This is a genomic window from Segatella copri, assembly GCF_026015625.1.
GTDB lineage: Bacteria > Bacteroidota > Bacteroidia > Bacteroidales > Bacteroidaceae > Prevotella > Prevotella copri_H.
The window spans coordinates 1572736-1598629 of sequence record NZ_JAPDVG010000001.1 but is presented as its reverse complement, the minus strand read 5'-3'; the positions used below and the strand labels follow the sequence as shown (position 1 = coordinate 1598629).

Sequence of the window (25894 nt, the reverse complement as noted above, 5' to 3'; positions counted from 1 at the left end):
ATCCTGAAAATCTATACCTTATATATATATATATGCCGGAATCCCGATATTCTCTCGGAATTTCCGGCAAAAATGGGTTAATCGATAAATCGCTTGGTAATATCTCCGTAGTTCTCGATGCGGCGGTCGCGGAGGAATGGCCACCAGCGGCGCACATTCTCGCTGTGCTTCAGGTCGATATCTACCACCAGGCTCTCTTCTTCCTGATCGCTGGCACGGTAGTAGAGCTCGCCCTGAGGACCGGCTACGAAACTGCTGCCCCAGAACTGGATGCCCTCGGTCTGACCGCTTGGATCGGGCTCGAAACCTACGCGGTTTACGGCGATGACTGGCAATCCGTTGGCTACGGCATGGCCCCGCATCACGGTAGTCCACGCCTCGCGCTGGCGCTGCTGCTCCTCCTCGGTATCATAGGTAGCGTAGCCGATGGCGGTAGGATAGATGAGCATTTCGGCTCCCTGCAGCGCCATCAGACGGGCTGCTTCGGGATACCACTGGTCCCAGCAAACCAGCACGCCGAGTTTGCCTACAGAGGTCTGGATAGGGTGGAAACCGAGGTCGCCCGGAGTGAAATAGAACTTCTCGTAGTAGGCAGGATCGTCGGGGATGTGCATCTTGCGGTATTTTCCGGCAATGCTTCCATCCTTCTCCATCACTACCGCCGTATTGTGGTAGAGCCCCGGAGCGCGGCGCTCGAAGAGGGAGGTGACGATGACAACGCCGAGATCCTTGGCAAGCTTGCCGTAGAAATCGGTTGAAGGGCCCGGAATAGGCTCTGCGAGGTCGAAGAGGTCAACATCCTCTACCTGACAGAAATAGAGGGAGTTATGAAGCTCCTGAAGCACGATGAGCTCTGCGCCGCGATGGGCGAGGTCGATGATGCCTTCTGCCAGGCGCTGCTTGTTGTTGGCGATATCTGCCGTATTATGAAGTTGTAATAAACCGACTTTCATTTTTTACTTTTAATGTTAAATGTTTAATGTTAAATGTTGAATGTTGAGTGTTGAGTGTTGAATTTTGAGTCTCTGAGGGCTCCCTCGGGCAACTGCATGGTGATGCAGTGGATACTGCCATGCTGGCGGATGATGGTCTGCGAATCTACACCGATGATTTCGCGGTCGGGGAAGGCGAGCTGAATCTGCTTGCGTGCCTCCTCGTCCTTTTCCGGCTGATTATAGGTTGGATAAATCACCGCCTTGTTGAGTATCAGGAAGTTGGCATAGGTGGCAGGCAGGCGGTCGCCCTCGCTCTCCGGGTTGGTGGTGAGGCAGTCGCCCTCATCATAGATAGGGTCGGGCATCGGCAGTTTGAGCAAGCGGTAAGGGTATCCCTCCCAGGTGAAGAGGCCCTTGAGCTGCTTCTCCAGCGCTTGGAAGTCTTCATACTGCTCATCTTCCGGATTATCGCAGCCTACATATAATAAGGTGTCGTGCGGAGCCACTCTCACGATGGTGTCGATGTGGCCGTCGGTATCATCGCCTATCAGATTGCCGTGATCCAGCCAGACGACTCGCTTGAGCTGGAAGAAAGTCTGCAGCAGATGGTCGATGCTGTCGTGGTCGAGCGGCTGGTTGCGGTGAGGCGCCAGCAGGCACTGCGAGGTGGTGAAGAGTGTACCCTTTCCGTCACTCTCGATGCTGCCTCCTTCGAGCACGAATCCCTGGTGGTTCTCTATATCGGCATTGAAGGCTGCCTGATAGTATAGTTGCAGGGTGATGGCATTATCCTTCTCCCATCTGAACTTTTCGCCCCAGCCGTTGAACTTGAAGTCGAGTATGCGGTAAGGCACCATCCAGGTGTTCTGCTTTTTGCGCAGCACCATCGTGAGGGGTCCGTGGTCGCGCACCCAGGTATCATTGCTTTCTACCTCGTAGAGCAGCACGCGGCTCATCTGTTCGGCAGAGAGCTTTTTCTTGAGCTGGTATCGGGTGGCAGGCACATCGGGTGTAGCCACAAGCAGCTGCTCGTAGCGCGTGATGATATCTGCCAGTTCGAGATAAGTATCTGTAATTTCAGGCAGATACGGCTTCCAGTCGGTGCCGGCATGTGGCCAGGTGAGCATGATGGCGCTCTGTGGCTCCCATTCGGCAGGGAGTGCGAAATCGCAGGGTAATGTAGATTGATGCATAAGCTATACTATTTTTATGATACGATGTTCTATACCAATTTATTATACTCTGTTCTTCATCGGGAACCTTTCCTTGGGGACGGGCTCCGTTCTGCTTTTATGAAGTATGCTTGCAAAATTAATAAAAAATCTACAACTATCGGCTGTTTTTGTGAAATATTTTGCGCAAAAGCGAAACTTTGTATTAAAAAAGTTTAAACAGAGGGCTGTATGGAGATAAAATCGGGGAAAAATGAGTAACTTTGCAGTCTAAAAATAAAATATTGAATAGGAGCGTGAAAATAAAACAGGTAGTTGATGCCCTTGAACATTACGCGCCTCTGCCCTTGCAGGAAGGATATGATAATGCCGGCCTGCAAGTTGGATTGACAGAGGCGGTAGAAATGTCAGGGGCATTGTTGTGTCTTGACGTTACTGAAGCCGTGGTAGACGAGGCCATCCAGAAGGGATGTAACCTCATCGTGAGTCATCATCCGCTGATATTCCGCAAACTGGCGAGAATCTCGGACGAGAACTACGTGCAGCGTACCGTGCGCAAGGCGATTAAGAATGATATTACCATCGTGGCGATGCATACCAACATGGATGCGGCTGCGGGCGGCGTGAACTTCAAGATTGCCGAGAAACTGGGACTGCGAAACGTGCAGTTCTTTGCAGGCGAGAAGGAAGTGGACGGCGTGAAGGGCGGCGAGGGCGTCATCGGAGAGGTGGCTGAGGACCTGGCAGCCGACGACTTGGTGCTGATGCTCAAGGAGCGGTTTGGCGTGGAGTGCGTGCAGTGCAACCAGTTGCTTCGCCGTCCTATCAGGAAGGTGGCGCTCTGCGGTGGAGCAGGTGCTTTCTTGCTCGACGCAGCCATCAAGGCAGGTGCCGATGCCTTCATCACGGGCGAGATGAGCTATCACGAGTATTTCGGCCACGAGCAGGAGATTCAGATCTGCGTTATCGGCCACTATCAGAGTGAGCAGTTTACGGGCGAAATCTTCCGCAGTATCATCCAGGAGAATTTCCCTGATGCCAAATGCTGCATCTCGGAGATAAATACGAATCCGATATTGTATTTATAGGTTGGAAGGGCGCAAGCCTCATTCAACATTCAACATTTAACATTCAACATTAAAAAAAATAAAGTTATGGCAAAGAAAGATCCTACAGATTTGACAGTGGAAGAGAAGTTGAAGGCTCTCTATCAGCTTCAGACCACCTTGTCTGCAATTGATGAAAAGCGTGCGTTGAGAGGTGAGTTGCCTCTCGAAGTTCAGGATTTGGAAGACGATATTGCTGGTCTTACCACCCGTATCGAGAAAATCCAGACCGATATTGAGCAGTTTGACCGCGCCATTGATCAGAAGCAGCACGAGATTGAGGAGGCTCAGGCTAGCGTGGAGCGTTATAAGAAGCAGCTCGAAATGGTTAGCAACAACCGCGAGTATGATACTTTGAGCAAGGAAATCGAGTTCCAGGAGCTGGAAATCGAACTTTGCAGCAAGAAGATCCGCGAGGCGCAGCAGACAATCAACGAGCGCCTGTACGACCTTCACAAGGCTGAGGACCAGAAGGCTGACCGCGAGAAGGGCTTGGTAATGAAGCGTTCTGAGCTCGAGTCAATCATGGCTGAAACCCGTGAGGAAGAGGAGAATTTGAAGGAGAAGGCATTCGAACTCGAGAAGAAGATTGAGCCACGTTTGCTCCAGAGCTTCAAGCGCATCCGTAATGGTGCCCGCAACGGTTTGGGTATCGTTTACGTGCAGCGTGATGCATGTGGCGGTTGCTTCAACAAGATTCCACCTCAGCGCCAGCTCGATATCAAGATGCACAAGAAGATTATCCCTTGTGAGTATTGCGGCCGTATCCTCATCGACCCAGAATTGGCTGGTGTTAAGATTGAGTCTCCTAAGACAGAGGAGAAGCCAAAGCGCAAGCGCGCTATCCGCAGAAGAAAGACTGAGGGTGAAGATTAAAAGATACAATGAAGGCTCGCCAAAATTGCTTGGCGAGCCTTTATTTTTTTCGACCTGTACGGTTTAAATTACCCAATACGCCCTGAAAGGGCAGAAGCTCCTAGCCCAGGGCATCGCCCTGGGTAATAATGAACGCAAACCCGTCGCCCTGTAAGGGCAAAAGCTTTAAAACTCCAGACAAAACATAAAGCTTTTGCCCTTACAGGGCGTCTTGCTGATTGCCATCATACCCAGGGCGATGCCCTGGGCTAGGAGCTTTTGGGCCTTCAGCCCGTACTTGAACCACATGCGAAAGTTCAGTTAGAGTCCTCTAGCCTTGTAAATGCGGTCTTTGGCGTCGTTGATTTCCTGGAATTTCTTCTCGGCTGCACGGCGCACATCTTCGCCTAGGGCTGCTACCTTGTCAGGATGATGCTTGAGCGCCATCTTGCGGTAAGCGGCCTTCACCTCATCGTTTGATGCATCCGGACTGATACCCAGAACACGGTAGGCATCATCCAGGCTGCCTGCTGAAGAAGCCCCGCTCTCCAGGTTCAGCATCTGGTCTACATCCTCGGCAGAAAGACCCATGTGGATGGCCATCTCCTTGAGTGCCTGAATCTCCTGAGAATTCACAACTCCATCGGCCTGGGCTATCATGACGAGGAAATTGAGCAACTGCAGGCGCTGCTCATACATCATGTTGGCACGTATCTGATGACAGCTGTCCTGTATCACCGAACGGTACTGCTGCATGCCCATCTGTTTCTGCTGTTCGAAGAGTTTGAGGAGGATTTCCTCGCCCTGCTGCTTGGCTGCCTCGCCGAAATTCTGACGCAGGAAGCGGCGCACCAGCTCCATCTCGGAATGCATGATCTTGCCATCTGCATTGATGATGTAGGAGCTGAGCACCAGCAGCGAAAACATGAAGGAGTTTCGCTCTCCTTCATAGCTCTGCTGGCGGCTGTAGCCCTGGTTGCCGAAGCCCTGACGGCCGTTGTGCTGCTGGCCGCTGTAGGCATCGTAGGCGTTGTTGTAATGGTGGTCGCCGTCGCGGTTTACCGCATCCAGTCCGTGCTCAAAGAGGGAACCGAGGGCATAGCCTGCCAGGGCTCCCAGCGGACCGGCTGTGATGAAACCGAGCACACCACCAATCCATTTACCTGCTGCCATCTTTTAGTTGTTGAAATAGTAGAGGAAAGAAGCGATGCCTGAGAGGGCTGGCTTGCGCTGACCTTCTATTTCGATGTCAAACTTGATGCTGGTCTTGCAGATGCCACGGATGTTCTGGATGTCGTGGAGAGTGGCTACCAGGCGCACGCGTGAACCGGTGATGACTGGCTGACCGAACTTCATCTTGTCCATGCCGTAGTTTACGAGCATCTTGAGGTTGTTTACCTCGATAATCTGCTGCCAGAGGTATGGGAGTACTGAGAGGGTGAGGTAACCGTGAGCAATGGTGCTGTGGTAAGGGCTCTCTACCTTGGCGCGCTCTACGTCTACGTGGATCCACTGTGGGTCGAGTGTAGCGTCTGCGAACTTGTTGATACGGTCCTGGTCAATCTGCAACCAGTCTGATTCTCCTAACTTCTCACCGAGGTGAGATGCAAATTCCTCATAGGAATTGATTACTAATTTTGCCATTTCTTATTTTTCTCTTTATTATAAATATTATTGTTTCCTATATTCCGTCTTCCGCTTTTAACTGTTAACTTTTAACTATTAACTTTCAGTTCAGATCAGTCTCTTCTGAAAATATCGCGGGTGTAAACCTTCTCTTCCACATCATCCAGGCATTTGTCATACCGGTTGGCGATGATGGCCTGACTCTGCTGCTTGAAGGCATCCAGGTTGTTTACGATGCGGCTTCCGAAGAAGGTGGTTCCGTCTTTCAGCGTAGGTTCGTAGATGATAACCTGTGCGCCCTTTGCCTTGATGCGCTTCATCACACCCTGTATGCTGCTCTGGCGGAAGTTGTCGCTGTTGCTCTTCATCGTGAGGCGGTATACGCCGATGGTGCAAGGCTTCTCTTCCTCCTCGCTGAAGTTGTTCTGGTTGGCATAATCGTAGTAGCCAGCCATGTTCAGCACGCGGTCGGCGATGAAATCCTTGCGGGTGCGGTTGCTCTCCACAATCGCCTGAATCAGGTTCTCAGGCACATCGGCATAGTTGGCGAGCAGCTGCTTGGTATCTTTCGGCAGACAGTAGCCGCCGTATCCGAAGGAAGGGTTGTTGTAGAAGGTGCCGATGCGAGGGTCCAGACCCACTCCGTCGATAATCGCCTTGGTGTCGAGGCCCTTCATTTCGGCGTAGGTATCCAGCTCGTTGAAGTAGCTCACGCGCAGGGCGAGGTAGGTGTTGGCGAAGAGTTTCACCGCCTCTGCCTCGGTAAGTCCCATGAACAGGGTTTCTATGTCTTGCTTGATGGCTCCCTCTTTCAGCAGTTCTGCAAAGGTGTGGGCTGCCTGGTCCAGTCGCTCGTCATCATTCGGTCTGCCCACGATGATGCGGCTCGGGTAGAGGTTGTCGTAGAGTGCCTTGCTCTCGCGCAGGAATTCAGGAGCGAAGATGATGTTCTTGCTGCCCGTCTTCTGGCGGATGCTTTCGGTGTAGCCTACCGGGATGGTGCTCTTGATGACCATGATGGCATCGGGATTCACCTGCATTACCAGGCGGATGACTTCTTCTACGTGCGAGGTATCGAAGTAGTTTTTCACCGGATCATAGTTGGTTGGTGTGGCAATCACTACGAAGTCGGCATCCTTATAGGCTTCTTCTCCATCGGTTGTGGCTTTGAGGTTGAGTTCCTTTTCAGCCAGATATTTCTCTATGTATTCGTCCTGGATAGGCGAGCGGCGCGAGTTGATGAGCTCTACCTTTTCGGGTATCACGTCTACGGCCACCACCTCATGATGCTGGCTCAGCAGGGTAGCGATGCTCAGGCCTACATATCCTGTTCCGGCTACGGCGATTTTTATCTTTTTATTCTCCATTTCTTTCTGTTCTTTTAGGCAGTCTATACCTTAATATATATATATTAGATGCAAAGATAATGCAAAAGGAGGAGACTACAAAATGAAAATGGGTTTTTTATTAAAAAATAACGCGAGAAAGGGGATGGGAGGAAAAGGAGTGCTCAAAAAGGGAGTAGAAAAGGAGTGCTCAAAAAGGGGGAGGAAAAGGAGTACTCAAAAAGGGAGAGGAAAAGGAGGCAGAAAAAGGCCTCCAAAATTCGCGAATTCTAAAACGGATGGCCGGTTGGGCGGAAATTCGCAAATTTTGAAGGCTGGGGAAACTCTGTTTAAAAACTTCCGGACTGGCCCCGATGCTCTCATAATGTCAATAAATCGGAATAATCGGGAATAGTCTCTAAAAATACATATTTTTTACTTTCATAATCCATCTTGCAGATGTAATGCTCCAGCCCGTTGCTCACCACCAGGAAGTCGACATGGAGCAGGAGATTGTAGACCGAAATCTGGTCGAACACTTTCTGTGTGATGGGGATGTGAGGGGCTTTGTACTCGATGATCATGCGGGGCTGCAGCTCACGGGAGTAGAGCACACTGTCGGCGCGCAGCACCTTGTCGCCACATTTCAGCTGGATTTCGTTGGCGAGCAGAGAGGCAGGATACCCCTTGTGCTCGATGAGAAAATGAACGAAATGCTGGCGCACCCACTCTTCGGGAGTGAGCGTGATGAACTTCCGGCGCAGCACATCCAGTATCTGGGGATGCTGTTTTGAGCCCGAAACCTTGATGTCGAAAGATGGCAAATTTAAGCGAATCATTTTTCTGTACCTTATTATATATATGGTTATATTTCTTTCTTTTCTGTTTTCGATATGGTTTCTTTTCTTCTTTTAACCATACCTCATTTTCAAAAACTACCTCTTTTATATAGGCAGTTCAATTTATTTTTTGTAACTTTGCAGTCGAAGTGCAGCTGAAAACTGCACCTCAGAAAACTGCGAACCTGGAGGCGGAGCAAATGCTTGTCCGCACCCCCGGAGTTTGCTGGGTGCAAAGTTACAAAAAATAATCCAATGGTAGAAAAGAAAAGTGCAATAAGTTACGAGTCAATCATGAAAGATTTGAAGGCTCGGAAGTATTCTCCCGTCTATGTTCTGATGGGCGAGGAACCTTTTTATATAGATAAGATCTGCGACTACATTTCAGAAAATGTGCTCCAGCCCGAGGAGCGTGACTTCAATCAGACGGTGGTTTTCGGAGCTGATGTTACGGGGGCGCAAGTGGCAGATTTGTGCAAGGGCTACCCGATGATGGCGGAGTATAGAGTGGTGGTTGTGAAAGAGGCTCAGAATTTGCGGAATTTGGAAGCGCTCGAGAAGTACCTCGAAAATCCGGTAAAAACAACCATCCTTGTTTTCTGTCATAAAAACGGCAAGCTCGACAGTCGTAAAAAGTTTTCTGCCCTCGCTGCCAAGGCGGGTGTGGTTTTTGAAAGCAAGAAGCTCTACGACCGAAATCTGCCGGGCTTCATCGAGACATATCTCAAGACCCGCAAGGCAACCATAGAACCCAAGGCTACCCAGATGGTGGCAGATCATGTGGGAGCAGATTTGCACCGACTCACTTCCGAGCTCGACAAACTGCTCATTTCTCTTCCTGAGAACGACCGGCGTGTTACTCCGGAGATTGTGGAGCGAGAAATAGGGGTGAGCAAAGACTTCAATGCCTTCGAGCTGAGAAGTGCCATCGTCAGCCGCGATGTGTTCAAGGCAAATCAGATAATAAATTATTTTGACAGCAATCCGAAGAGTGGTTCTCTCTTCACGCTTCTCCCGATGCTCTTTACTTATTTCCAAAACCTGATGATTGCTTATTATGCACCCAACAGGCAGAACGAAAATGAGCTCGCAAAATTCCTGGATTTGCGCGGAGCTTGGGCGGCGCGCGAATATATTACAGGAATGAGGAACTATACGGGCGTGAAAGTGATGGCGATTATTGAGAAGTTTAAGGAGGTGGATGCGAAGATAAAAGGACTGGATAATCCATCCACTCCGGTGGGTGAACTGATGAAAGAACTCATCTTTTTTATCCTTCACTGATGCTGAAGAGCGAGGTGGGGGAGAGTAGGCGAGCTCCTGCTGAGAGTTTTCTCTCGGCAGGAGCTCGTTTTTGTTTTCGGCCTTCTTTGCCGCCTGTTTCCAGAAAGCAGCCAACTAGCGTTTAGCATTATAAATTTGCCCCAAATAGGGGATTTTCAGCTCTTTTTGGAGCGTTTATCTGGGCTCATTTTGGGCGATTTTTGGGCAAAAATGGGGGATTTAAGCGATTTTTCGAGCTAGATGCCCATTTTTCTGTTTCGCCTGAAAATAGACTTAACTTTATTGGTTATCAGTAACTTACATAAATTAACCCTCTTCATTACTCGCGAATTTGCCCGTTTCCTTGCCGATGGGCTGGAATACGCTAGAAATGGAAAAATTTGCCATTTCCTGTTGCCTGAAATCGGTCGTTTGCATTTGTTAAGGTTTATGTTTTCTAAGTTTATATTTTTAAATTCATAAATCGAAACGGGTGATTTTGATTTATAAACGTAAATGCAAGAAAACTAAATACCCGAATTCATATTTTATATTTATAAAAATAAAGATAAAACAGGGTGTTTATGGTTATGAATGAATAAATATTCATGCTATATTTTGAATTTATAAGTAGCGGAAACTCAGTTAGTTATGTGCTTTAGTTGTTCTATAAACCATAGATTTTTACATAGGTGTGGGGTAAATATTGCATAAATCGCTCTATATGCCTTTATTTAGGTGGTTTATGGTATGAATAACCAGTGATTTAGCCTAAATTTATAAAGAAAAGATTCGTCATATATTTTGATTGATAGGTTTATATTTATAAAACTAAACCTAAAAACCGAACACAGGAGTGAGTAGAATTCAAATTTATAAACAGAAACCTAAAGTTTAAAAATCTAAATTTATTCAGAAATGTTTGGTTATTCTAAATTTTTGCTTTATCTTTGTAAAATCAACCGAAAAAGGGTCCAAAAGTGGCTTGTTCGGAAATAAAACATCGTATCAGTAGAAAAATGAACGCTAAAAATTTTAGAGCATGAAAGATAGAATCAGACAGCTGATGGAGGACCAGCACCTCACTCAGCAAAACTTCGCTCAGATGATCGGAATCTCGACCGCTACGCTGAGCAATATTTTCAACGGGAAGACTAATCCATCGCTTAGCATTGTGGATGGCATCCATAAGAGTTTTCCCCAGGTAAACGTTTATTGGGTACTCTACGGTACTCCTCCTATGTATCAGAACCAGGCTTCCCAGGGTGGCAGCGAAGAGGGTGCTGCAGACATGTATCAGAGCATTACGGATGGAGCAGCCGGTGGTGCTGAGGGGATGAAGCAGGGCAGTCAGCCTTCTGGAGCCGCCTCTGCCGAGCCTATGCTCGATTTTGGAGCCGAAGGAGCCACAGCCTCCCCTACTTCTCCCTCGCTCTTTGACCAGCCTCAAATGCAGGGTGTAAATCGTACACCTAAAAATATCGCCCAAGCGGCGGTAAAATATGTAGACAAACCGCAAAGAAAGATTACCGAAATCCGTATTTTCTACGATGATCAGACCTGGGAAACCTTCGTTCCTAAGAAATAAAGTAGGGATTGGAGAACCCTAAAACAAACACATAGGAGCGGCGATAAAGAAAAAATATCTCTTTTCTTTTCGTCAATTCGGATTTTTGATGTACCTTTGCATCGTAGAAACGTAGGTGGGCGTAACCGGAAGCTACGCGTACCTATTTTATAATATACGTACATTATATAATAAGCATATTAAAAATTAGCAATAAGATGAAAAAATATGTTCTCGACCTCAAGGTGGTTTCTGTAGAGGCGCTTAGCGATAAGCACGTTTTGATTAAGCTTACCGATGAGAAACCTTTGCCTGAAATCTTGCCTGGCCAATTCGTAGAAGTAAGAGTAGACCATTCGCCTACTACCATGCTTCGCCGTCCTATCTCCATCAATTTCGTGGATCGTGAAAATAATCAGCTCTGGCTGCTCGTAGCAATGGTGGGCGACGGTACCCGTCAGCTCGGACAGCTCAAGGAGGGCGACGTGCTCAACTGTATGCTGCCTCTCGGCAACGGCTTCACCATGCCTACCGTGAAGAGCCAGAAATATCTGCTCGTAGGTGGTGGTGTAGGTGTGGCTCCGCTCCTCTATTTCGGAAAACTCATCAAGGATTTCGGGGCTGAAGTTACCTTCCTGCTGGGTGCACGCAAGGCTACGGATCTGCTCGAACTGGATGAGTTTGCCAAGATTGGTAAGGTGTGCATCACTACCGAGGATGGCTCGGCTGGCGAGGTAGGTTTCGTTACCAACCACTCTGTTTTGGAGAATGAGAAGTTTGACATGATTTCTACCTGCGGTCCTAAGCCGATGATGGTGAGCGTGGCTCGCTTTGCCAAGAAGGCTGGCGTGGAGTGTGAGGTTTCTCTCGAGAACAAGATGGCGTGCGGTGTGGGTGCCTGCCTCTGCTGCGTAGAGAAAACTACCGAGGGTAACCAGTGCGTCTGCAAGGATGGACCTGTCATCAACATCAAGAAACTTACTTGGGAAATTTAAGTGAAGAGTGAAGAACGAAGAGTGAAGAATTCGTTTGGAAGCGAAGAGTGAAGAATTCGTTGGAAACGAAGAACGAAGAGTGAAGAACGAAGAATTCTCTTGTCTTTGTTTGTAAAACATTTTTAAGTAAAAACAGAAGATTATGGCTGATTTAAGTGTAAAGATAAAGGATTTGGAGTTGAAGAACCCTGTGATGACTGCATCGGGTACTTTCGGCTACGGATTGGAATTTGCCGATTTCGTTCCTCTGGAGGAGATTGGCGGTATTATCGTGAAGGGCACTACCCTGGAACCGCGCGAGGGAAACGACTATCCGCGTATGGCTGAAACGCCTCAGGGCATGCTCAACTGCGTAGGTTTGCAGAACAAGGGTGTGGAGTATTTCTGCTCTCACATTTATCCTCAGATCAAGGACATTGATACCAATATGATTGTCAACGTGAGCGGACATTCGCCTGAGAGTTATGCCGAGTGTGCGGCGCGCATCAACGAGCTGGATAAGATTCCGGCTATAGAGCTGAATATCTCCTGTCCTAACGTGAAGGATGGCGGTATGGCCTTCGGTGTAACCTGCGAGGGGGCAGCCAGCGTGGTGAAGGCGGTGAGAAAGGTTTATAAGAAGACCCTCATCGTGAAGCTTTCGCCTAATGTTACCAGCATTGCCGACATCGCCCGTGCCGTGGAAGCTGAGGGTGCCGATTCTGTTTCGCTCATCAACACGCTGATGGGTATGGCGGTGGATATTGAGAAGCGCCAGCCTCTCTTGAGCATCCGTACGGGTGGTTTGAGCGGTCCTTGCGTTAAGCCTGTTGCCCTGCGCATGGTTTGGGATGTGGCTCATGCCGTAAACATTCCGGTTGTTGGTCTGGGTGGCATTTCTTCTGCCAAGGATGCCATTGAGTTCCTGATGTGCGGTGCTACAGCCATTGAGATTGGTACAGCCAACTTCATAGATCCTGCGGTTACGAAGAAGGTGAAGGATGGAATCAATGAGTGGCTTGATGCTCACGGATGCAAGAGTGTGACTGAGATTATCGGGGCCATCAAGTAAATGACACCTTATTTAATAAGGTGTGGCTCATACTTTGACGCCCTGTTTTAGGGCGTCAAGTGTGTTAACTCATTGATATACAATAGAATAACTTTTCGTAAAAATATAAGGTTATGGATTTGAACCAGATAAACCCTGTTCTGTTGCTTGCTACGCTGACGCAGCAGATTGTAGAGCAGGAGAAAGAATTGGCAGAACAGAAGGATTCTGCGGAACACTCGTCTGTAAAAGCCTCTCTGAGCGAGAACCTCCTGAAGCGCGGCAATCTGCTGATGCAGATGGGCGACAAGGATGGTGCCGGAAAGGACATGAAGCGCTACCTGGAGCTGAACCCGGAGAAAGTAGGGGAGCTGACAGGAGAATTCAAGGCTGAAGGCAGAGAACATTGCAGATAAAGGAAGGGGCTTGCCTCACGGATTCCGGCGTTGCGTCTCTCCCTAGCGCCTAGCTTTTGAGTACATTTTTCTGCATTTTTCCGTATCCTGATGATAAAAATTGGGCGAAAATATGTTTTTTAGCATAAAATATAAGGAAAATGAAGAAAAATATATCAAATTGTTTGGCAATATCAAAGAAAAATGTTACTTTTGCAGTCGAGTTGAGATTTTTGCAAGTCGAGACTCGAAATCTGAGCACTACCTGCTCCTTATATAATAAAGGAGAAACGGGCTCGGAAAGAACAAAAGTGAGTAACATATAAAATGTAAAGACAATGAAGAAGTTTAACGCATTCTTTTTTAGCTATTACTTTTACTTTGCAAATAATTGTAAAGCGGGAAGTTGCGTGTAAATTTCAACTTAGGATATTAGATTCTTGAAATCATCGAAACGGTCCCGCTCTTATTGAGTAGGACCGTTTTTCGTAACATTAGACAAGATAAAAGAAACATGAAGAGAATAGCAATTCAAGGAGAGCTGGGATCTTTCCACGACATTACCGCCCACCAGTATTTCGAGGGCGAACAGATTGAAATCATCTGTTGTGCTACCTTCGAAGAGGTGTTCGAAAACATCAAGCGCGACCCTACTGTAGTAGGCATCTGCGCCATTGAAAACACCATTGCGGGCAGCCTGCTCCACAATTACGAACTGCTCCGGCAGAGCGGAACCACCGTGGTAGGCGAACACAAGCTCCATATAGAGCACAGCATCTGCTGTCTGCCAGAAGACGACTGGAGCACCCTGCAGGAGGTTCACTCCCATCCGGTAGCCCTCATGCAGTGCGGCAAGTTCCTAGCCAACCATCCCGACCTCAAGGCGGTGGAGGCAGAAGATACCGCAGGCTCGGCAGCCTACATCGCCCAGCACAAGGTAAGGGGATGGGCAGCCATCTGCTCTTCTTACGCTGCCCACATGTACGGCATGAAGGTGCTGCAGGAAGACATCCACGACAATCCGCACAACTACACCCGGTTTCTCGTGGTCTGCAATCCCCAGAAGGCAGCCCTGCTCCGTCCCATCGAAAAGGCCAACAAGGCGAGCATCGTCTTCAGTCTGGCTCACGATAAGGGATCGCTCTCCAAGGTGCTCACCATCCTGAGTTTCTACGACATCAATCTCACCAAGATTCAGTCGCTGCCAAACATCGGACATGAGTGGGAATACCTCTTCTACGTAGACCTCACCTTCGACAACCTGACCCGATACCGCCAGAGCATCGACGCCATTACGCCGCTCGTGAAGAAAATAAAGGTGTTGGGAGAATATGAGGAGAAGGAATAGTTGATAGTTAACAGTTAATAGTTAAAAATAAGAATTATGATACAACCAGCCAATAGAGTAACGGAAATACAGGAATACTACTTCAGCCGAAAACTGAAGGAAGTGGCTAAGCTTAATGCCGAGGGCAAAGACATCATCAGTCTGGCCATCGGAAGTCCAGACATGCCGCCTTCTAAGCAGACCATTGACAAGCTCTGCGAGGTAGCCAACAATCCCAACGCACACGGATATCAGCCTACGGTGGGCATACCAGAGTTGCGCAAAGCAATGGCTGGTTTCTATAAGCGCTGGTATGATGTAGACCTCGACTGGGCTACAGAAATCCAGCCCCTCATAGGTAGCAAGGAAGGCATCCTGCACGTAACGCTCGCCTTCTGCAACCCTGGCGACGAGGTGCTCATCCCGAACCCGGGATACCCTACCTACACCGCCATCAACAAGATTCTGGGTACCAAGATTACCTACTACGATCTGAGAGAGGATAACGGATGGCAGCCCGATTTCGACGCCCTGGAGAAGATGGACCTGAGCCACGTAAAACTGATGTGGACCAACTATCCTAACATGCCGACAGGCGGTGTGGCGAAGCGCGAAACCTACGAAAAGCTGGTGGCATTCGCCCAGAAGCACAACATCGTGGTGGTGAACGACAACCCATATTCGCTCATCCTCAACGAGCACCCAATGAGCATCATGCAGGTGCCGGGAGCTAAGGACTGCTGCATCGAGTTCAATTCTCTGAGCAAGAGCCACAACATGCCAGGCTGGCGTGTGGCGATGATTTCGAGCAACAAGACTTTCATCTCATGGATTCTGAAGGTGAAGAGTAACATCGACAACGGAAGTTTCCGAGGCATACAGCTGGCAGCTGCCGAAGCGATGCTGAACAACACGGATGAATGGCACCGCGAGAACAACATCCAGAACTACCGCCGCCGCCGCGACATTGCTGAGGAGATCATGAAGGTGCTCGACTGCCAGTTTGACCCTAACCAGGTAGGCATGTTCCTTTGGGGCAAGATACCTGAGAAATATGCTGATGTAGAAGACCTGACAGAGAAGATTCTGCATGAGGCTCGCGTCTTCCTCACCCCAGGCTTCATCTTCGGAACCAACGGCAAGCGTTACATCCGTATCAGCCTCTGTGCCAAGGATGAGAAGATGAAAGAGGCCCTGGAGCGAATCAAGAAGGTTTTTGAAAAGTAAAAAAGTAAAAAATAATAATATACGACTATGGAATTAGAATTAGAACCATTGAATTTTCCTAGTGATCAGGAACGCCCTTGCGTCATTGCCGGCCCTTGCTCGGCAGAGACAGAAGAGCAGGTTATGACTACCGCTAAGCAGTTGGCTGCCAAAGGTTGCCACATGTTCCGCGCAGGTGTGTGGAAGCCACGCACCAAACCGGGAGGCTTCGAGGGTAACGGTGAAACAGCCTTGCCTTGGATGAAGCAGGTGAAGGAAGAAACAGGCATGCTGACAGCTACTGAGGTGGCTACCCCAGAGCATGTAGAGCTCGCACTGAAATATGGAATCGACATTCTCTGGGTCGGCGCACGTACTTCTGCCAACCCATTCGCCATGCAGGCACTTGCTGACAGTCTTCAGGGCGTAGACGTGCCTGTGCTCGTTAAGAACCCGGTAAACCCAGACCTCGAGCTCTGGATCGGTGCCCTGCAGCGCATCAACCAGGCAGGCATCAAGAAGCTCGGTGCCATCCACCGCGGATTCTCAAGCTTCGACAAGAAGATTTACCGCAACCTCCCTATGTGGCAGATTCCTATTGAGTTACACCGCCGCATACCACAGTTGCCAATCATCTGCGACCCTAGCCACATCGGCGGCCGACGCGACCTCATCGCCCCTCTCTGCCAGCAGGCAATGGACTTAGGTTTCGACGGACTCATCGTTGAGAGCCACTGCAGCCCAGACGATGCATGGAGCGATGCCAAGCAGCAGGTTACCCCAGAGGTGCTGGATTACATCCTCAGCCTCCTCGTAGTGCGCGATGAGCATTATTCTACAGAGGGTCTGCACCAGCTGCGCGGTCAGATTGACGAGTGCGACAACCAGCTGATGGATCTCCTGGCTAAGCGTATGCGCGTTTGTCGCGAGATTGGTACCTACAAGAAGGAGCACAACATGACCATCGTTCAGACCAGCCGTTACAACGAGATTCTCGACAAGCGTGGAGCCCAGGCAGCCCTCTGCGGCATGAGCCCTGAGTTTGCCGCTCAGATTTTCGAGCACATCCATGAGGAGAGTGTCCGCCAGCAGTTGGAAATCCTAAACCAGAAGTAAAGGATACTGGCTATGAGAATATTAATTATGGGAGCAGGTAAGATGGGAAGTTTCTTCATCGACCTGCTCAGTTTCGACCACGAGGTGGCGGTTTACGAGAAGGATGCCAAGCGACTGCGCTTCACCTACAACTGTTACCGCTTCACCAAGATGGAAGAAATAGAGATGTTCCGCCCCGAACTGGTTATCAATGCGGTGACGGTAAAATATACGCTGCCAGCCTTCGAAGAGGTGTTGCCACATCTCTCTCACGACTGCATTATCAGCGACATAGCTTCGGTAAAGACCGGACTGCAGGATTTTTACGAGAAGAGCGGTTTCCGCTTCGTGAGCACGCACCCTATGTTCGGCCCGACCTTTGCCAATCTGAACCAGCTTTCAGAGGAGAATGCAGTCATCATCAAGGAGGGTGACTACATGGGCAAGATATTCTTCAAGGACCTCTACCAGAAGTTGGGGTTGAGTCTGCATGAGTATACATTTGATGAGCACGACCAGACGGTGGCCTACTCGCTGAGTATTCCTTTCGTGAGCACCTTTGCCTTTGCAGCAGTGATGAAGCACCAGGATGCTCCGGGCACCACCTTCAAGCGCCACATGCAGATAGCCAAGGGCGTGCTCAACGAAGATGATTACCTGCTGCAGGAAATCCTCTTCAACCCATACACATCGGGCCAGGTGGCGCAGATCAGAGAGGAGCTTGCTGAGCTCATCGACATCATCGACCACAAGGATGCGAAGCGTATGAAACTCTTCCTTACCAAGATACGTAATCATGTGAAGGAAGATATTGAGATTAAAGAAAAATAAAAATGTTGATTTAATGGGGGAGCCCTTATTATTATGTTCCCCCTCCAGTTGTTGGTGTTTTGCATGTGAATGCAGAACATTTAAGTTGTTTAAAGGCCTTGCATGTGAATGTAGGGTCTTTTTTTATGTGTTGCCGGAAGCGGAAAAGCTTAATGACCTTAATGACCAATGACCTTAATGACCACCCGCGGTTAGTGATTAATGATTAAAGATTAGTGATTAGGCAGGTGTGCGTCCCCGGTAAGGCGCCAGCAGGTGGATAATAAGGAAAAAAGGGGGCAAAATGAAAATATGTAAGGAGATAGGGGCGATTTCTGAAATATTATTTGTACCTTTGCACCCACAAATCAAAGGATAGATTGTAGAATCAGTAAAAAAGATTGTAGAATCAATAAACAGATTGTAGAATCAGTAAAAAGAGAGCAGTTCTATTATGAGCGAACAGAAAGAAACAAAGAATATGAAGAATGCTGCTGAGGCGCAGGTCCCTGAGCAGAATACAACAGAAACAGCAGCTAAGCAGAATGATGATGCTAAGCAGGCTGATACAACAGAACAGCAGGCGGATGCTGCTGCCTTCCAGGTAGTGAACGAGGGTTTTTCTACCCGCGAGGCCATTGAGGAGGCTAAACGCTGCCTCCACTGCAAGATTCCGCAGTGCAAGAAGGGATGCCCGATTGGTAACGACATTCCTGATTTCGTACACGAACTCTCTATGGGTAACATGGGTGCGGCGATGAGCATCATCAATGCCAAGAGCAACCTGCCGGCCATCTGTGGCCGTGTATGCCCTCATGAGAAACAGTGTCAGGGCAACTGCGTGCTCGGAAAGAAAGGAAAACCGGTACAGATCGGCAAACTGGAGCAGTTTATTGCCGATTTTGATACCAAGATGAACCTTTCGCGTGAGATGTTGCCACAGAAAACACGTGGCCGTGTGGCTGTCATCGGTTCGGGTCCAGCGGGTTTGACCGTAGCCGGCGATCTGGCGCGTCAGGGGTTCAACGTCACCATTTTCGAGGGCCAGGCTGAGCCGGGAGGCGTGTTGATGTACGGTATTCCTGAGTATCGCTTGCCTAAGTCGGTAGTACGCGATGAGGTGGCTAAGATTGCTGCCCTCGGCGTGCAGTTTATCACCAACTGCATGGTGGGCGAGAATAATGTAACCATCGACAGTCTGTTCCGTGCAGGCTACGACGCCATCTTTATGGGCACAGGTACCAGCGTGCCTCAGAACATGGACTCTACACCGGGCTCAAAGCTCCACGGTGTGAGCCAGAGTACATACTTTCTGCATAACGTGAATGCCTATAACGAAGGCGCTTTGACCCGCGACATGGTTCCGCTGCGCGACGGCGAGAAGGTGGGTGTCATTGGCGGCGGAAACGTGGCCATGGATGCTGCCCGTACCGCTATCCGACTGGGTGCCGACGTTACCGTGCTGTACCGTAAAACCCAGGAAGAGATGCCTGCCATCCAGAGCGAATATGAAGATGCTGTGAAGGAAGGCGTGAAATTTGAGTGGAAAACTACCGTCGAGGCCTTTCTGAAGGGCAAAAACGGCCGTCTGGGAAGCTGTGTGCTGAACACTCCTGAGGGTGAAAGGGTAGAAAAATTCGACAGAATCTATCTCGCCATCGGTTCAAGACCTGCCAACCGTATCGTTTCTACCACTGCTGGAATCGAGGTGGATGAGAAGGGATATGTAAAAGTTGTTGAACGTCCGTTCGGTATGACCACCCGTCGCGGTGTGTTTGCCGGAGGTGATGTGGTACACCGTCCGCAGACTGTAGTCCTGGCAATGAAGGCTGCCAAGGAGGTGGCTCAGGGCATCGCTCAGTATGTAGATGCCATCAAGCTTCTTGAAGAGGCTAAGAGAATCGAGCAACGTGGAATAGTAGAATAATGAAATGAACTCAATAGAATTAAGTGAATTATTTCTGCAGTAACGGAATTGCTTTTACTGGGATTTGTCACTAGGCTCGGCAGATGTGCTGACTGCAGTCGGCAGACCTGCTGACTAGGCTCGGCAGAGCTGCTGAGCCTAGTGGTAATATCTGGGAAGCTATGTGTTTTGACTTGGGAAACTATGTGTTTTGACTAAAAAGACTATATGCAAGAACTCTAAAGGCTATATGCTTTTACTTATAAAAATATTTCTTAGTGTTGAAAACACCATATCTTTCCTTTGAATGATACTATATACCTTTGAATGATACTATATAAATAGACCAACTGTTATAGACGCTTAATTTTTTTACATTACTCTTTAAATGAACTTAAACTTCTTGGGGAATTTAATGAAGTATCAGATTTAATCATTACTTTTGTATCAGATTCATATTAATAAGAAGAAGTAATTTGTCTGGTACAAAGAAAAGATATAAATCAGAGAAAAAGCATGAAGCGTATCATATTGATTTTAACAGTATTGCTTGCCATGTTAGGGCAGGTAGCCTATGCGCAGAAAACGTGTGTCATCGCATCGGCAGAAAATCATGTGCCTATTCGTGAAGCACTTATTCATACCAATAACAATCATTGGGCAAGAACAGATTATCGGGGCTATTGGACGATGCGCTATCAGTTTGATTCAGCAACCGTATCGAAACCTGGTTTTATGAAGGCAACTATCCGGTACAAGGAACTGCCGGATACTCTGTTTCTCTTGCCGGATGCCAAACAATTAGGCGAAGTGACAGTTTGGGGCAAGAATCAGGAAGGCATCAAAAACATGGAAGAGGATATTCAGGAGAAGATAAACTCTTTACCAACTTCATCTGCTGGCATTGGTTTTGATGCTTTCGGCTGGATGGATAAACAGGGTAAACGTGATAAGAAGCATCTGCAACAGGCTAAAAAGGTATTTGAAAAAATGGAACATAAGGATCCTGTGGTAGCTGCTTATGAAAAAGCAACGGGGAAAAAGTATGAATTGACTAATCCGTATGATGTCTCGGCTTTTAAGAAAGATCCTCCTTCTGAAATGGCTACAGAAGAGAAAAAAGCAACTTCTGATGCTGAATCAAAATCGAAAAAGAAGGAGAATCCTGAAAAATAAGCACAAGAGAAAACTGAAGAAATGAACTCGGGAAAGGCAGAGCGACAGCTATTTTAGCCGACGGGATAAAAAAAAGCATAAACAAGTTGGCTTTCTCGAAAAAAAGTCGTATCTTTGTAGCCAAAAATATAAAGAAAGAAAAATGTTTGAAAATTTAAGTGATAGACTGGAACGCTCGTTCAAAATCTTGAAGGGCGAGGGAAAAATTACAGAAATCAACGTGGCGGAAACCATGAAGGATGTGCGCCGTGCACTCCTCGACGCCGACGTAAACTATAAAGTGGCTAAGGAATTCACCAACAAGGTGAAGGAGAAAGCACTCGGCATGAATGTACTTACTGCCGTAAAGCCGGGACAGTTGATGATCAAGTTGGTGCACGATGAACTGGAAGAACTCATGGGCGGCGAAGAAGCCCCATTGAAGCTCGAAAGTCATCCGGCCGTCATCCTCATGAGCGGTCTGCAGGGTTCGGGTAAGACTACCTTCAGTGGCAAGCTTGCCAACATGCTCAAGACCAAGAAAGGCAAGAAGCCATTGCTCGTGGCCTGCGACGTTTACCGTCCGGCAGCTATCCAGCAGCTCCATGTAGTGGGTGAGCAGGTGGGGGTTCCGGTATACAGCGAGCCAGAGAACAAGGATGTGCTCAGTATCGCCGACCATGCTATCCAGCAGGCTAAGACCAACGGCAACGATGTGGTAATCGTCGATACAGCCGGACGTCTCGCCATTGATGAGCAGATGATGAACGAGATCAGCAATCTCAAGAATCATCTCCGTCCAGACGAAACCCTTTTCGTGGTTGACTCCATGACCGGTCAGGATGCCGTAAACACAGCCAAGGAATTTAATGATCGTCTCGACTTCAACGGCGTTGTTCTCACCAAGCTCGATGGTGATACCCGTGGTGGTGCTGCCCTCAGTATCCGTACCGTGGTAACCAAGCCAATCAAGTTTATAGGTACCGGCGAGAAGATGGACGCCATTGACGTGTTCCACCCAGCTCGTATGGCAGACCGAATCCTCGGCATGGGTGACGTGGTATCCCTCGTAGAGCGCGCACAGGAGCAGTTCGACCTGGAAGAGGCCAAGAAACTGGAGAAGAAGATCAGAAAGAACCAGTTCGACTTCAACGATTTCTACAACCAGATCCAGCAGATTAAGAAGATGGGTAACATCAAGGATCTGGCAGCGATGATTCCGGGCGTGGGCAAGGCCATCCGCGACGTAGATATCCCAGAGGATGCATTCAAGGGCGTAGAGGCCATTATCCAGAGTATGACTCCTAAGGAGCGCACCAACCCAGCCATCCTCAACACATCACGCCGCCAGCGCATCGCTAAGGGTTCGGGCACCAACATTCAGGAGGTGAACAAACTCATCAAGCAGTTTGACCAGACCCGCAAGATGATGCAGATGATGACCGGCAACAAAATGGCGCAGATGATGAGCCGCATGAAGGGTATGCCAGGCATGCCTAAGATGCCGGGAATGTAAATCAGTTAATAGTTTATAGCGGCTTTGCCGTATAGCAAACTTGCGATAGGCAAGAATGCCCATAAAGCAAGAATGCCCTATAAACTATAAATTATAAATTATAAACTAAAGAAAGAATGACGTTAATCGACGGAAAGGCGACGGCAGCCGCCATCAAGGAACAGATAGCCCAGGAGGTGGCACAGATTGTTGCCGACGGTGGCAAGCAGCCACACCTGGTAGCCGTGCTCGTAGGGCACGACGGAGGCAGCGAAACCTATGTGAAGAACAAGGTGCTGGCCTGCGAGAAGTGTGGATTCAAGTCGACCCTCATCCGTTATGAGGAGGATGTTACCGAAGAAGAGCTCCTGCAGTGTGTAGACAAGCTGAACCAGGATGATGATGTTGACGGATTCATCGTTCAGCTTCCTCTGCCTAAGCACATCGATGAGCAGAAGGTAACCATGGCAATAGATTACCGCAAGGATGTAGACGGATTCCACCCAGTAAACGTGGGCAGAATGTCGCTCGGCATGCCTTGTTTCATCTCTGCCACTCCGCTCGGTATCCTCACCCTGCTGCAGCATTACAATATTGAAACCAGTGGCAAGAAATGCGTCATTCTGGGCCGCAGCAACATCGTAGGCAAGCCAATGGCTCAGCTGATGATGCAGAAGCAGTATGGCGATGCTACCGTCACCGTATGCCACTCCCATTCCAAGAATTTGAAGAAAGAGTGTCAGGAGGCAGATATCATCATCGCAGCCATAGGCCGTCCTGATTTCGTGACAGCCGATATGGTGAAGCCGGGAGCCGTAGTCATTGATGTGGGTACCACCCGCGTGCCTGATGCTACGAAGAAAAGTGGTTTCCGACTGAACGGTGATGTGAAATTCGACGAGGTGGCAGAGAAGTGCTCTTTCATCACTCCTGTTCCGGGAGGCGTTGGTCCGATGACCATCTGTTCACTGATGAAGAATACGCTGGCTGCCGGCAAGAAGGAATATTACAGCTAGAAAGAAGATAATTATTTCAGAAAGAAGCAGTGCTTAAGTCACTGCATACTTGATTTTTTATAACTCTCTAATTTGTGGGGCAGGGTGCAGTGATGCACTCTGCCTTTTTATCAAGCCGAGAGAAATAGTGTAAAATGAACAAACAATATTAATCTAAAAATATAGAAACATGATAAAACTAAAGTACATATTTACATCAGCGCTGCTCGTGGCAGCTGCCAGTGCCAGTCAGGCTGTCAGCAGGCAGCAGATGCAAATAGACAAGGATGCTCCTGCATACACCATACAGGGCAAGGACTCCATCTGCCAGATATTCATCTATTCGCCAGCACCCAACCAGGGCTTGCATCTGGCTTATTTCACCGACGATGAGCGTTGGGTGGATGTAGGACAGCTCTGCGCCAGCGACTACGGTCCGTGGGGAGCTGAAAAGAAGATGTATAACCCCTTCGTGGTAAAAGCCAACGACGGCACATGGCGCGCACTCTGGAGCGTGAACCAGCATGCACCGCAGTTTGCCGTAGCCTATTCAGAAGACCTCATCACCTGGCGCCCGCAGGATTATCCCATCATCCGCGAAAAGGGCGTGAAGGATGTGGCTGCCTATCAGATGGATGACGGCAACTTCGACATCTATCTCAAGACATCCAAAGGCAAACGATACGTACAGGCAAGCAACGATTTCCGTACCTTCAAGGAAGATACTCTGGAGGCTTCAGCTGATGAGATACTCTGGCAGCGCGACACCGCAACCATAGGCGGAAAACTCTTCCAGGGCTGCGATTTCGAGGTGCCGGCCGTACATCTCAACTACATCCGTTCCTGGTTCCACGCCCTCTCTGAAGAGGCAAAACTCAACGCCCAGCCGATACCGAAGACCGATGCCGACCTCGCAGCTTATGCCAAGGACAATCACATCGACCTGCCGAAAGATTCGGAAATCCCTGCCAACCTCAGCATCAATCCACAGAAATCCCACCGCATCTCCAACAAGCTGATGGGTATCTTCTTCGAAGACATCAGCCGCGCTGCCGACGGAGGACTCTCTGCAGAAATGTTGCAGAACGGTGACTTTGAGTATAACAAGGAAGACCACCGCCACCAGTGGAATGCCACCACGGCATGGGTGGGGGTAGAGAAAGAGGGCATCGCCACCGAAAACGGGGTGAGCCAGAACAATGCCCATTATGCCGTTCTGGGCGCTACACCTATTTATAATATAGGTTGGGACGGCATCGCCATACGTCGCGGAGCTGCCGTTGAGGGCAAGGAGGGTAAGCATCAGCCAGCCATTTACGAGGTGAGCCTGCACGCCCGCTGCATTGATGCCAAGAAGAAAGACCTCACCCTGGCGCTCGTAAACCAGGAGGGATTGCCTGGATGCCAGACCAAGATCAAGGTGCAGGGCGCAGACTGGAAGGAATATAAGGCGCAGCTCATCGTGACCGATAAATATGAGGGCGAACTCGCCAGTGAAGCCACCACCAAGGAGGGCAAACTGGGCAAGAACATCCGGTTCGCCATCTTGCCTAAGGGCGAGCAGAAAGTGGCGGTAGATTTGGTAAGTCTCAAGCCACAAGATACTTACAAGGGTCATGGACTGCGTAAAGACCTTGCCGAAGCCATTGCCGACCTGAAGCCTCGCTTCGTGCGCTTCCCGGGCGGCTGCATGCTCCATGGTCAGGGGCTCAAGAACATTTACCACTGGAAGGAGAGCGTGGGTCCGCAGAAAGATCGCAAGCCAGCCTACAACATCTGGGGATACCATCAGACCCGCCAGCTGGGTTTCTATGAGTATTTCCAGTGGTGCGAGGATATGGGAGCCGAGCCGCTGCCTGTATTGGCGGCAGGTGTTCCTTGTCAGAACTCTGTGGCAGATGAGCGCGGAGTGGCTGGTCAGCAGGGCGGAATCCCGATGAGCGAGATGCCGCAGTATATTCAGGACGTGCTAGACCTGGTAGAATGGGCGAATGGCGACCCTGCCACCTCTAAGTGGGCTAAGATGAGAGCCGATGCGGGTCATCCGGCTCCGTTCAACCTCAAGATGATAGGCATCGGCAACGAAGACCTCATCTCTACCGATTTCGAGCAGCGCTATCTGATGATCTGCAAGGCAGTGAAGCAGAAATATCCTCAGATAGAGGTGGTGGGTACCGTAGGTCCGTTCCACTTCCCGTCTTCCGATTATATTGAGGGTTGGAAGATTGCCCGCGAAAACAAGCGCTGGATTGATGCCGTAGACGAGCATTATTACGAGCAGCCGGGCTGGTTCCTGAACCATCAGGATTATTACGATCATTACGACCGCAAGGCTCCTAAGGTTTATCTGGGCGAATATGCATCTCGCGGTGCCAATGCGGTAGACAATGCGCTGGCTGAGGGCATCCACCTCTGCAATGTGGAGCGCAACGGCGATGTGGTAGAAATGACATCCTATGCTCCTCTCTTGTGTAAGGACGGATACAGCAACTGGCAGCCGGACATGATTTACTTTGATAATAATAATGTACGCGCGAGCGAGAGCTACAAGATGCAGAAGATGTTCGGTCAGCATGCCGGTGACCTCTACATCTCATCCGTGCTCAGTCTGCCGGATGCACTGAAGAAATATGTGGGCACCAGTGTGGTGAAGGATTCTAAATCGGGCAAAACCTGGCTTAAAGTGGTGAATGCCTTGCCTCGCACGCTGAAACTCTCGGTTTCTGGCTTGGGCAACAAGCAGGTAACCATCGCAGGCAGAAGCGCTCAGGTTTTCGAACTTTAGCTTTCTTCAGAA

22 protein-coding genes are annotated in these 25894 nt (G+C 49.1%); 16 read left to right on the top strand and 6 right to left on the bottom strand.

The window, feature by feature from the left end; translation table 11 throughout:
• Positions 1–77: 77 nt before the first annotated feature.
• Together ONT19_RS07160 and ONT19_RS07155 are read right to left on the bottom strand one after the other, a co-directional pair.
• A complete protein-coding gene (locus ONT19_RS07160; RefSeq protein ID WP_119227273.1) occupies positions 78–953 on the bottom strand; it encodes a carbon-nitrogen hydrolase in 876 nt (291 codons plus the stop codon).
• Positions 954–982: 29 nt separating this feature from the next.
• Complete coding sequence (locus tag ONT19_RS07155; RefSeq protein WP_254971490.1) at positions 983–2128, bottom strand: agmatine deiminase family protein; 1146 nt, start codon at positions 2126–2128, stop codon at positions 983–985.
• A 275-nt stretch (positions 2129–2403) separates the two neighbouring features.
• On the opposite strand from ONT19_RS07155, the gene ONT19_RS07150 reads away from it, so the two are divergent.
• Complete coding sequence (locus ONT19_RS07150; protein ID WP_118079310.1) at positions 2404–3195, top strand: Nif3-like dinuclear metal center hexameric protein; 792 nt, start codon at positions 2404–2406, stop codon at positions 3193–3195.
• 66 nt (positions 3196–3261) lie between these two features.
• The gene (locus ONT19_RS07145) at positions 3262–4089 is read left to right on the top strand and encodes a zinc ribbon domain-containing protein (protein WP_117692214.1); all 828 of its coding nucleotides are present in this window, start codon (positions 3262–3264) and stop codon (positions 4087–4089) included.
• Positions 4090–4389: 300 nt separating this feature from the next.
• Here the strand turns inward: ONT19_RS07145 and ONT19_RS07140 are convergent, their stop codons facing one another.
• From ONT19_RS07140 to ONT19_RS07125, 4 genes are all read right to left on the bottom strand, one after another.
• A complete protein-coding gene (locus ONT19_RS07140; protein ID WP_117728079.1) occupies positions 4390–5241 on the bottom strand; it encodes a TerB family tellurite resistance protein in 852 nt (283 codons plus the stop codon).
• A gap of 3 nt (positions 5242–5244) precedes the next feature.
• Positions 5245–5712 carry a MaoC family dehydratase gene (locus tag ONT19_RS07135; protein WP_006847353.1) on the bottom strand — a complete coding sequence of 156 codons (468 nt, stop codon included), beginning with the start codon at positions 5710–5712 and terminating at the stop codon, positions 5245–5247.
• Positions 5713–5807: 95 nt separating this feature from the next.
• Complete coding sequence (locus ONT19_RS07130; RefSeq protein WP_301331980.1) at positions 5808–7061, bottom strand: nucleotide sugar dehydrogenase; 1254 nt, start codon at positions 7059–7061, stop codon at positions 5808–5810.
• Positions 7062–7399: 338 nt separating this feature from the next.
• Positions 7400–7858 carry a type I restriction enzyme HsdR N-terminal domain-containing protein gene (locus tag ONT19_RS07125; RefSeq protein ID WP_022120899.1) on the bottom strand — a complete coding sequence of 153 codons (459 nt, stop codon included), beginning with the start codon at positions 7856–7858 and terminating at the stop codon, positions 7400–7402.
• Positions 7859–8113: 255 nt separating this feature from the next.
• Here ONT19_RS07125 and holA point away from each other — a divergent pair, with 255 nt between their 5' ends.
• From holA to ONT19_RS07055, 14 genes are all read left to right on the top strand, one after another.
• Positions 8114–9142, top strand: a complete 1029-nt coding sequence (gene holA / locus ONT19_RS07120) for a DNA polymerase III subunit delta (RefSeq protein WP_153081215.1) — start codon at positions 8114–8116, stop codon at positions 9140–9142.
• A gap of 1021 nt (positions 9143–10163) precedes the next feature.
• The gene (locus ONT19_RS07115; protein ID WP_218434681.1) at positions 10164–10709 is read left to right on the top strand and encodes a helix-turn-helix transcriptional regulator; all 546 of its coding nucleotides are present in this window, start codon (positions 10164–10166) and stop codon (positions 10707–10709) included.
• A gap of 197 nt (positions 10710–10906) precedes the next feature.
• Positions 10907–11683 carry a dihydroorotate dehydrogenase electron transfer subunit gene (locus tag ONT19_RS07110; RefSeq protein ID WP_264952851.1) on the top strand — a complete coding sequence of 259 codons (777 nt, stop codon included), beginning with the start codon at positions 10907–10909 and terminating at the stop codon, positions 11681–11683.
• Positions 11684–11825: 142 nt separating this feature from the next.
• On the top strand, positions 11826–12734 hold the full coding sequence (locus ONT19_RS07105) for a dihydroorotate dehydrogenase (RefSeq protein WP_117692223.1): 909 nt from the start codon (positions 11826–11828) through the stop codon (positions 12732–12734).
• Between the two features lie 113 nt (positions 12735–12847).
• Positions 12848–13129: a hypothetical protein gene (locus ONT19_RS07100; RefSeq protein WP_022120894.1), complete on the top strand. Its 282-nt coding sequence runs from the start codon at positions 12848–12850 to the stop codon at positions 13127–13129.
• A 493-nt stretch (positions 13130–13622) separates the two neighbouring features.
• Entirely contained in the window at positions 13623–14456 is an 834-nt protein-coding gene (locus ONT19_RS07095; RefSeq protein ID WP_006847366.1) for a prephenate dehydratase, read from the top strand.
• Positions 14457–14492: 36 nt separating this feature from the next.
• Positions 14493–15662: a pyridoxal phosphate-dependent aminotransferase gene (locus ONT19_RS07090; protein ID WP_118079304.1), complete on the top strand. Its 1170-nt coding sequence runs from the start codon at positions 14493–14495 to the stop codon at positions 15660–15662.
• A gap of 27 nt (positions 15663–15689) precedes the next feature.
• Positions 15690–16757, top strand: a complete 1068-nt coding sequence (locus tag ONT19_RS07085) for a bifunctional 3-deoxy-7-phosphoheptulonate synthase/chorismate mutase type II (protein WP_117728074.1) — start codon at positions 15690–15692, stop codon at positions 16755–16757.
• 12 nt (positions 16758–16769) lie between these two features.
• Positions 16770–17567 carry a prephenate dehydrogenase/arogenate dehydrogenase family protein gene (locus tag ONT19_RS07080; RefSeq protein ID WP_117728073.1) on the top strand — a complete coding sequence of 266 codons (798 nt, stop codon included), beginning with the start codon at positions 16770–16772 and terminating at the stop codon, positions 17565–17567.
• Between the two features lie 433 nt (positions 17568–18000).
• Positions 18001–19473 carry an NAD(P)-dependent oxidoreductase gene (locus tag ONT19_RS07075; protein ID WP_259297416.1) on the top strand — a complete coding sequence of 491 codons (1473 nt, stop codon included), beginning with the start codon at positions 18001–18003 and terminating at the stop codon, positions 19471–19473.
• A gap of 495 nt (positions 19474–19968) precedes the next feature.
• Positions 19969–20628 carry a hypothetical protein gene (locus ONT19_RS07070; RefSeq protein WP_151201998.1) on the top strand — a complete coding sequence of 220 codons (660 nt, stop codon included), beginning with the start codon at positions 19969–19971 and terminating at the stop codon, positions 20626–20628.
• Positions 20629–20770: 142 nt separating this feature from the next.
• Positions 20771–22123: a signal recognition particle protein gene (gene ffh, locus ONT19_RS07065; RefSeq protein WP_006847372.1), complete on the top strand. Its 1353-nt coding sequence runs from the start codon at positions 20771–20773 to the stop codon at positions 22121–22123.
• A 116-nt stretch (positions 22124–22239) separates the two neighbouring features.
• Positions 22240–23118 (top strand): bifunctional methylenetetrahydrofolate dehydrogenase/methenyltetrahydrofolate cyclohydrolase FolD, encoded by an 879-nt coding sequence (gene folD, locus ONT19_RS07060; RefSeq protein ID WP_117587127.1) that lies wholly within the window; start codon positions 22240–22242, stop codon positions 23116–23118.
• Positions 23119–23287: 169 nt separating this feature from the next.
• Complete coding sequence (locus ONT19_RS07055; protein ID WP_264952852.1) at positions 23288–25882, top strand: alpha-L-arabinofuranosidase C-terminal domain-containing protein; 2595 nt, start codon at positions 23288–23290, stop codon at positions 25880–25882.
• The last annotated feature ends 12 nt before the right edge of the window (positions 25883–25894 follow it).

Coding starts and splice junctions, on each gene's coding strand:
- ONT19_RS07160 (WP_119227273.1), bottom strand. CDS start 953: ATGAAAGTCGGTTTATTACAACTTCATAATACGGCAGATATCGCCAAC.
- ONT19_RS07155 (WP_254971490.1), bottom strand. CDS start 2,128: ATGCATCAATCTACATTACCCTGCGATTTCGCACTCCCTGCCGAATGG.
- ONT19_RS07145 (WP_117692214.1), top strand. CDS start 3,262: ATGGCAAAGAAAGATCCTACAGATTTGACAGTGGAAGAGAAGTTGAAG.
- ONT19_RS07140 (WP_117728079.1), bottom strand. CDS start 5,241: ATGGCAGCAGGTAAATGGATTGGTGGTGTGCTCGGTTTCATCACAGCC.
- ONT19_RS07135 (WP_006847353.1), bottom strand. CDS start 5,712: ATGGCAAAATTAGTAATCAATTCCTATGAGGAATTTGCATCTCACCTC.
- ONT19_RS07130 (WP_301331980.1), bottom strand. CDS start 7,061: ATGGAGAATAAAAAGATAAAAATCGCCGTAGCCGGAACAGGATATGTA.
- ONT19_RS07125 (WP_022120899.1), bottom strand. CDS start 7,858: ATGATTCGCTTAAATTTGCCATCTTTCGACATCAAGGTTTCGGGCTCA.
- holA (WP_153081215.1), top strand. CDS start 8,114: ATGGTAGAAAAGAAAAGTGCAATAAGTTACGAGTCAATCATGAAAGAT.
- ONT19_RS07115 (WP_218434681.1), top strand. CDS start 10,164: ATGAAAGATAGAATCAGACAGCTGATGGAGGACCAGCACCTCACTCAG.
- ONT19_RS07110 (WP_264952851.1), top strand. CDS start 10,907: ATGAAAAAATATGTTCTCGACCTCAAGGTGGTTTCTGTAGAGGCGCTT.
- ONT19_RS07105 (WP_117692223.1), top strand. CDS start 11,826: ATGGCTGATTTAAGTGTAAAGATAAAGGATTTGGAGTTGAAGAACCCT.
- ONT19_RS07100 (WP_022120894.1), top strand. CDS start 12,848: ATGGATTTGAACCAGATAAACCCTGTTCTGTTGCTTGCTACGCTGACG.
- ONT19_RS07095 (WP_006847366.1), top strand. CDS start 13,623: ATGAAGAGAATAGCAATTCAAGGAGAGCTGGGATCTTTCCACGACATT.
- ONT19_RS07090 (WP_118079304.1), top strand. CDS start 14,493: ATGATACAACCAGCCAATAGAGTAACGGAAATACAGGAATACTACTTC.
- ONT19_RS07085 (WP_117728074.1), top strand. CDS start 15,690: ATGGAATTAGAATTAGAACCATTGAATTTTCCTAGTGATCAGGAACGC.
- ONT19_RS07080 (WP_117728073.1), top strand. CDS start 16,770: ATGAGAATATTAATTATGGGAGCAGGTAAGATGGGAAGTTTCTTCATC.
- ONT19_RS07075 (WP_259297416.1), top strand. CDS start 18,001: ATGAGCGAACAGAAAGAAACAAAGAATATGAAGAATGCTGCTGAGGCG.
- ONT19_RS07070 (WP_151201998.1), top strand. CDS start 19,969: ATGAAGCGTATCATATTGATTTTAACAGTATTGCTTGCCATGTTAGGG.
- ffh (WP_006847372.1), top strand. CDS start 20,771: ATGTTTGAAAATTTAAGTGATAGACTGGAACGCTCGTTCAAAATCTTG.
- folD (WP_117587127.1), top strand. CDS start 22,240: ATGACGTTAATCGACGGAAAGGCGACGGCAGCCGCCATCAAGGAACAG.
- ONT19_RS07055 (WP_264952852.1), top strand. CDS start 23,288: ATGATAAAACTAAAGTACATATTTACATCAGCGCTGCTCGTGGCAGCT.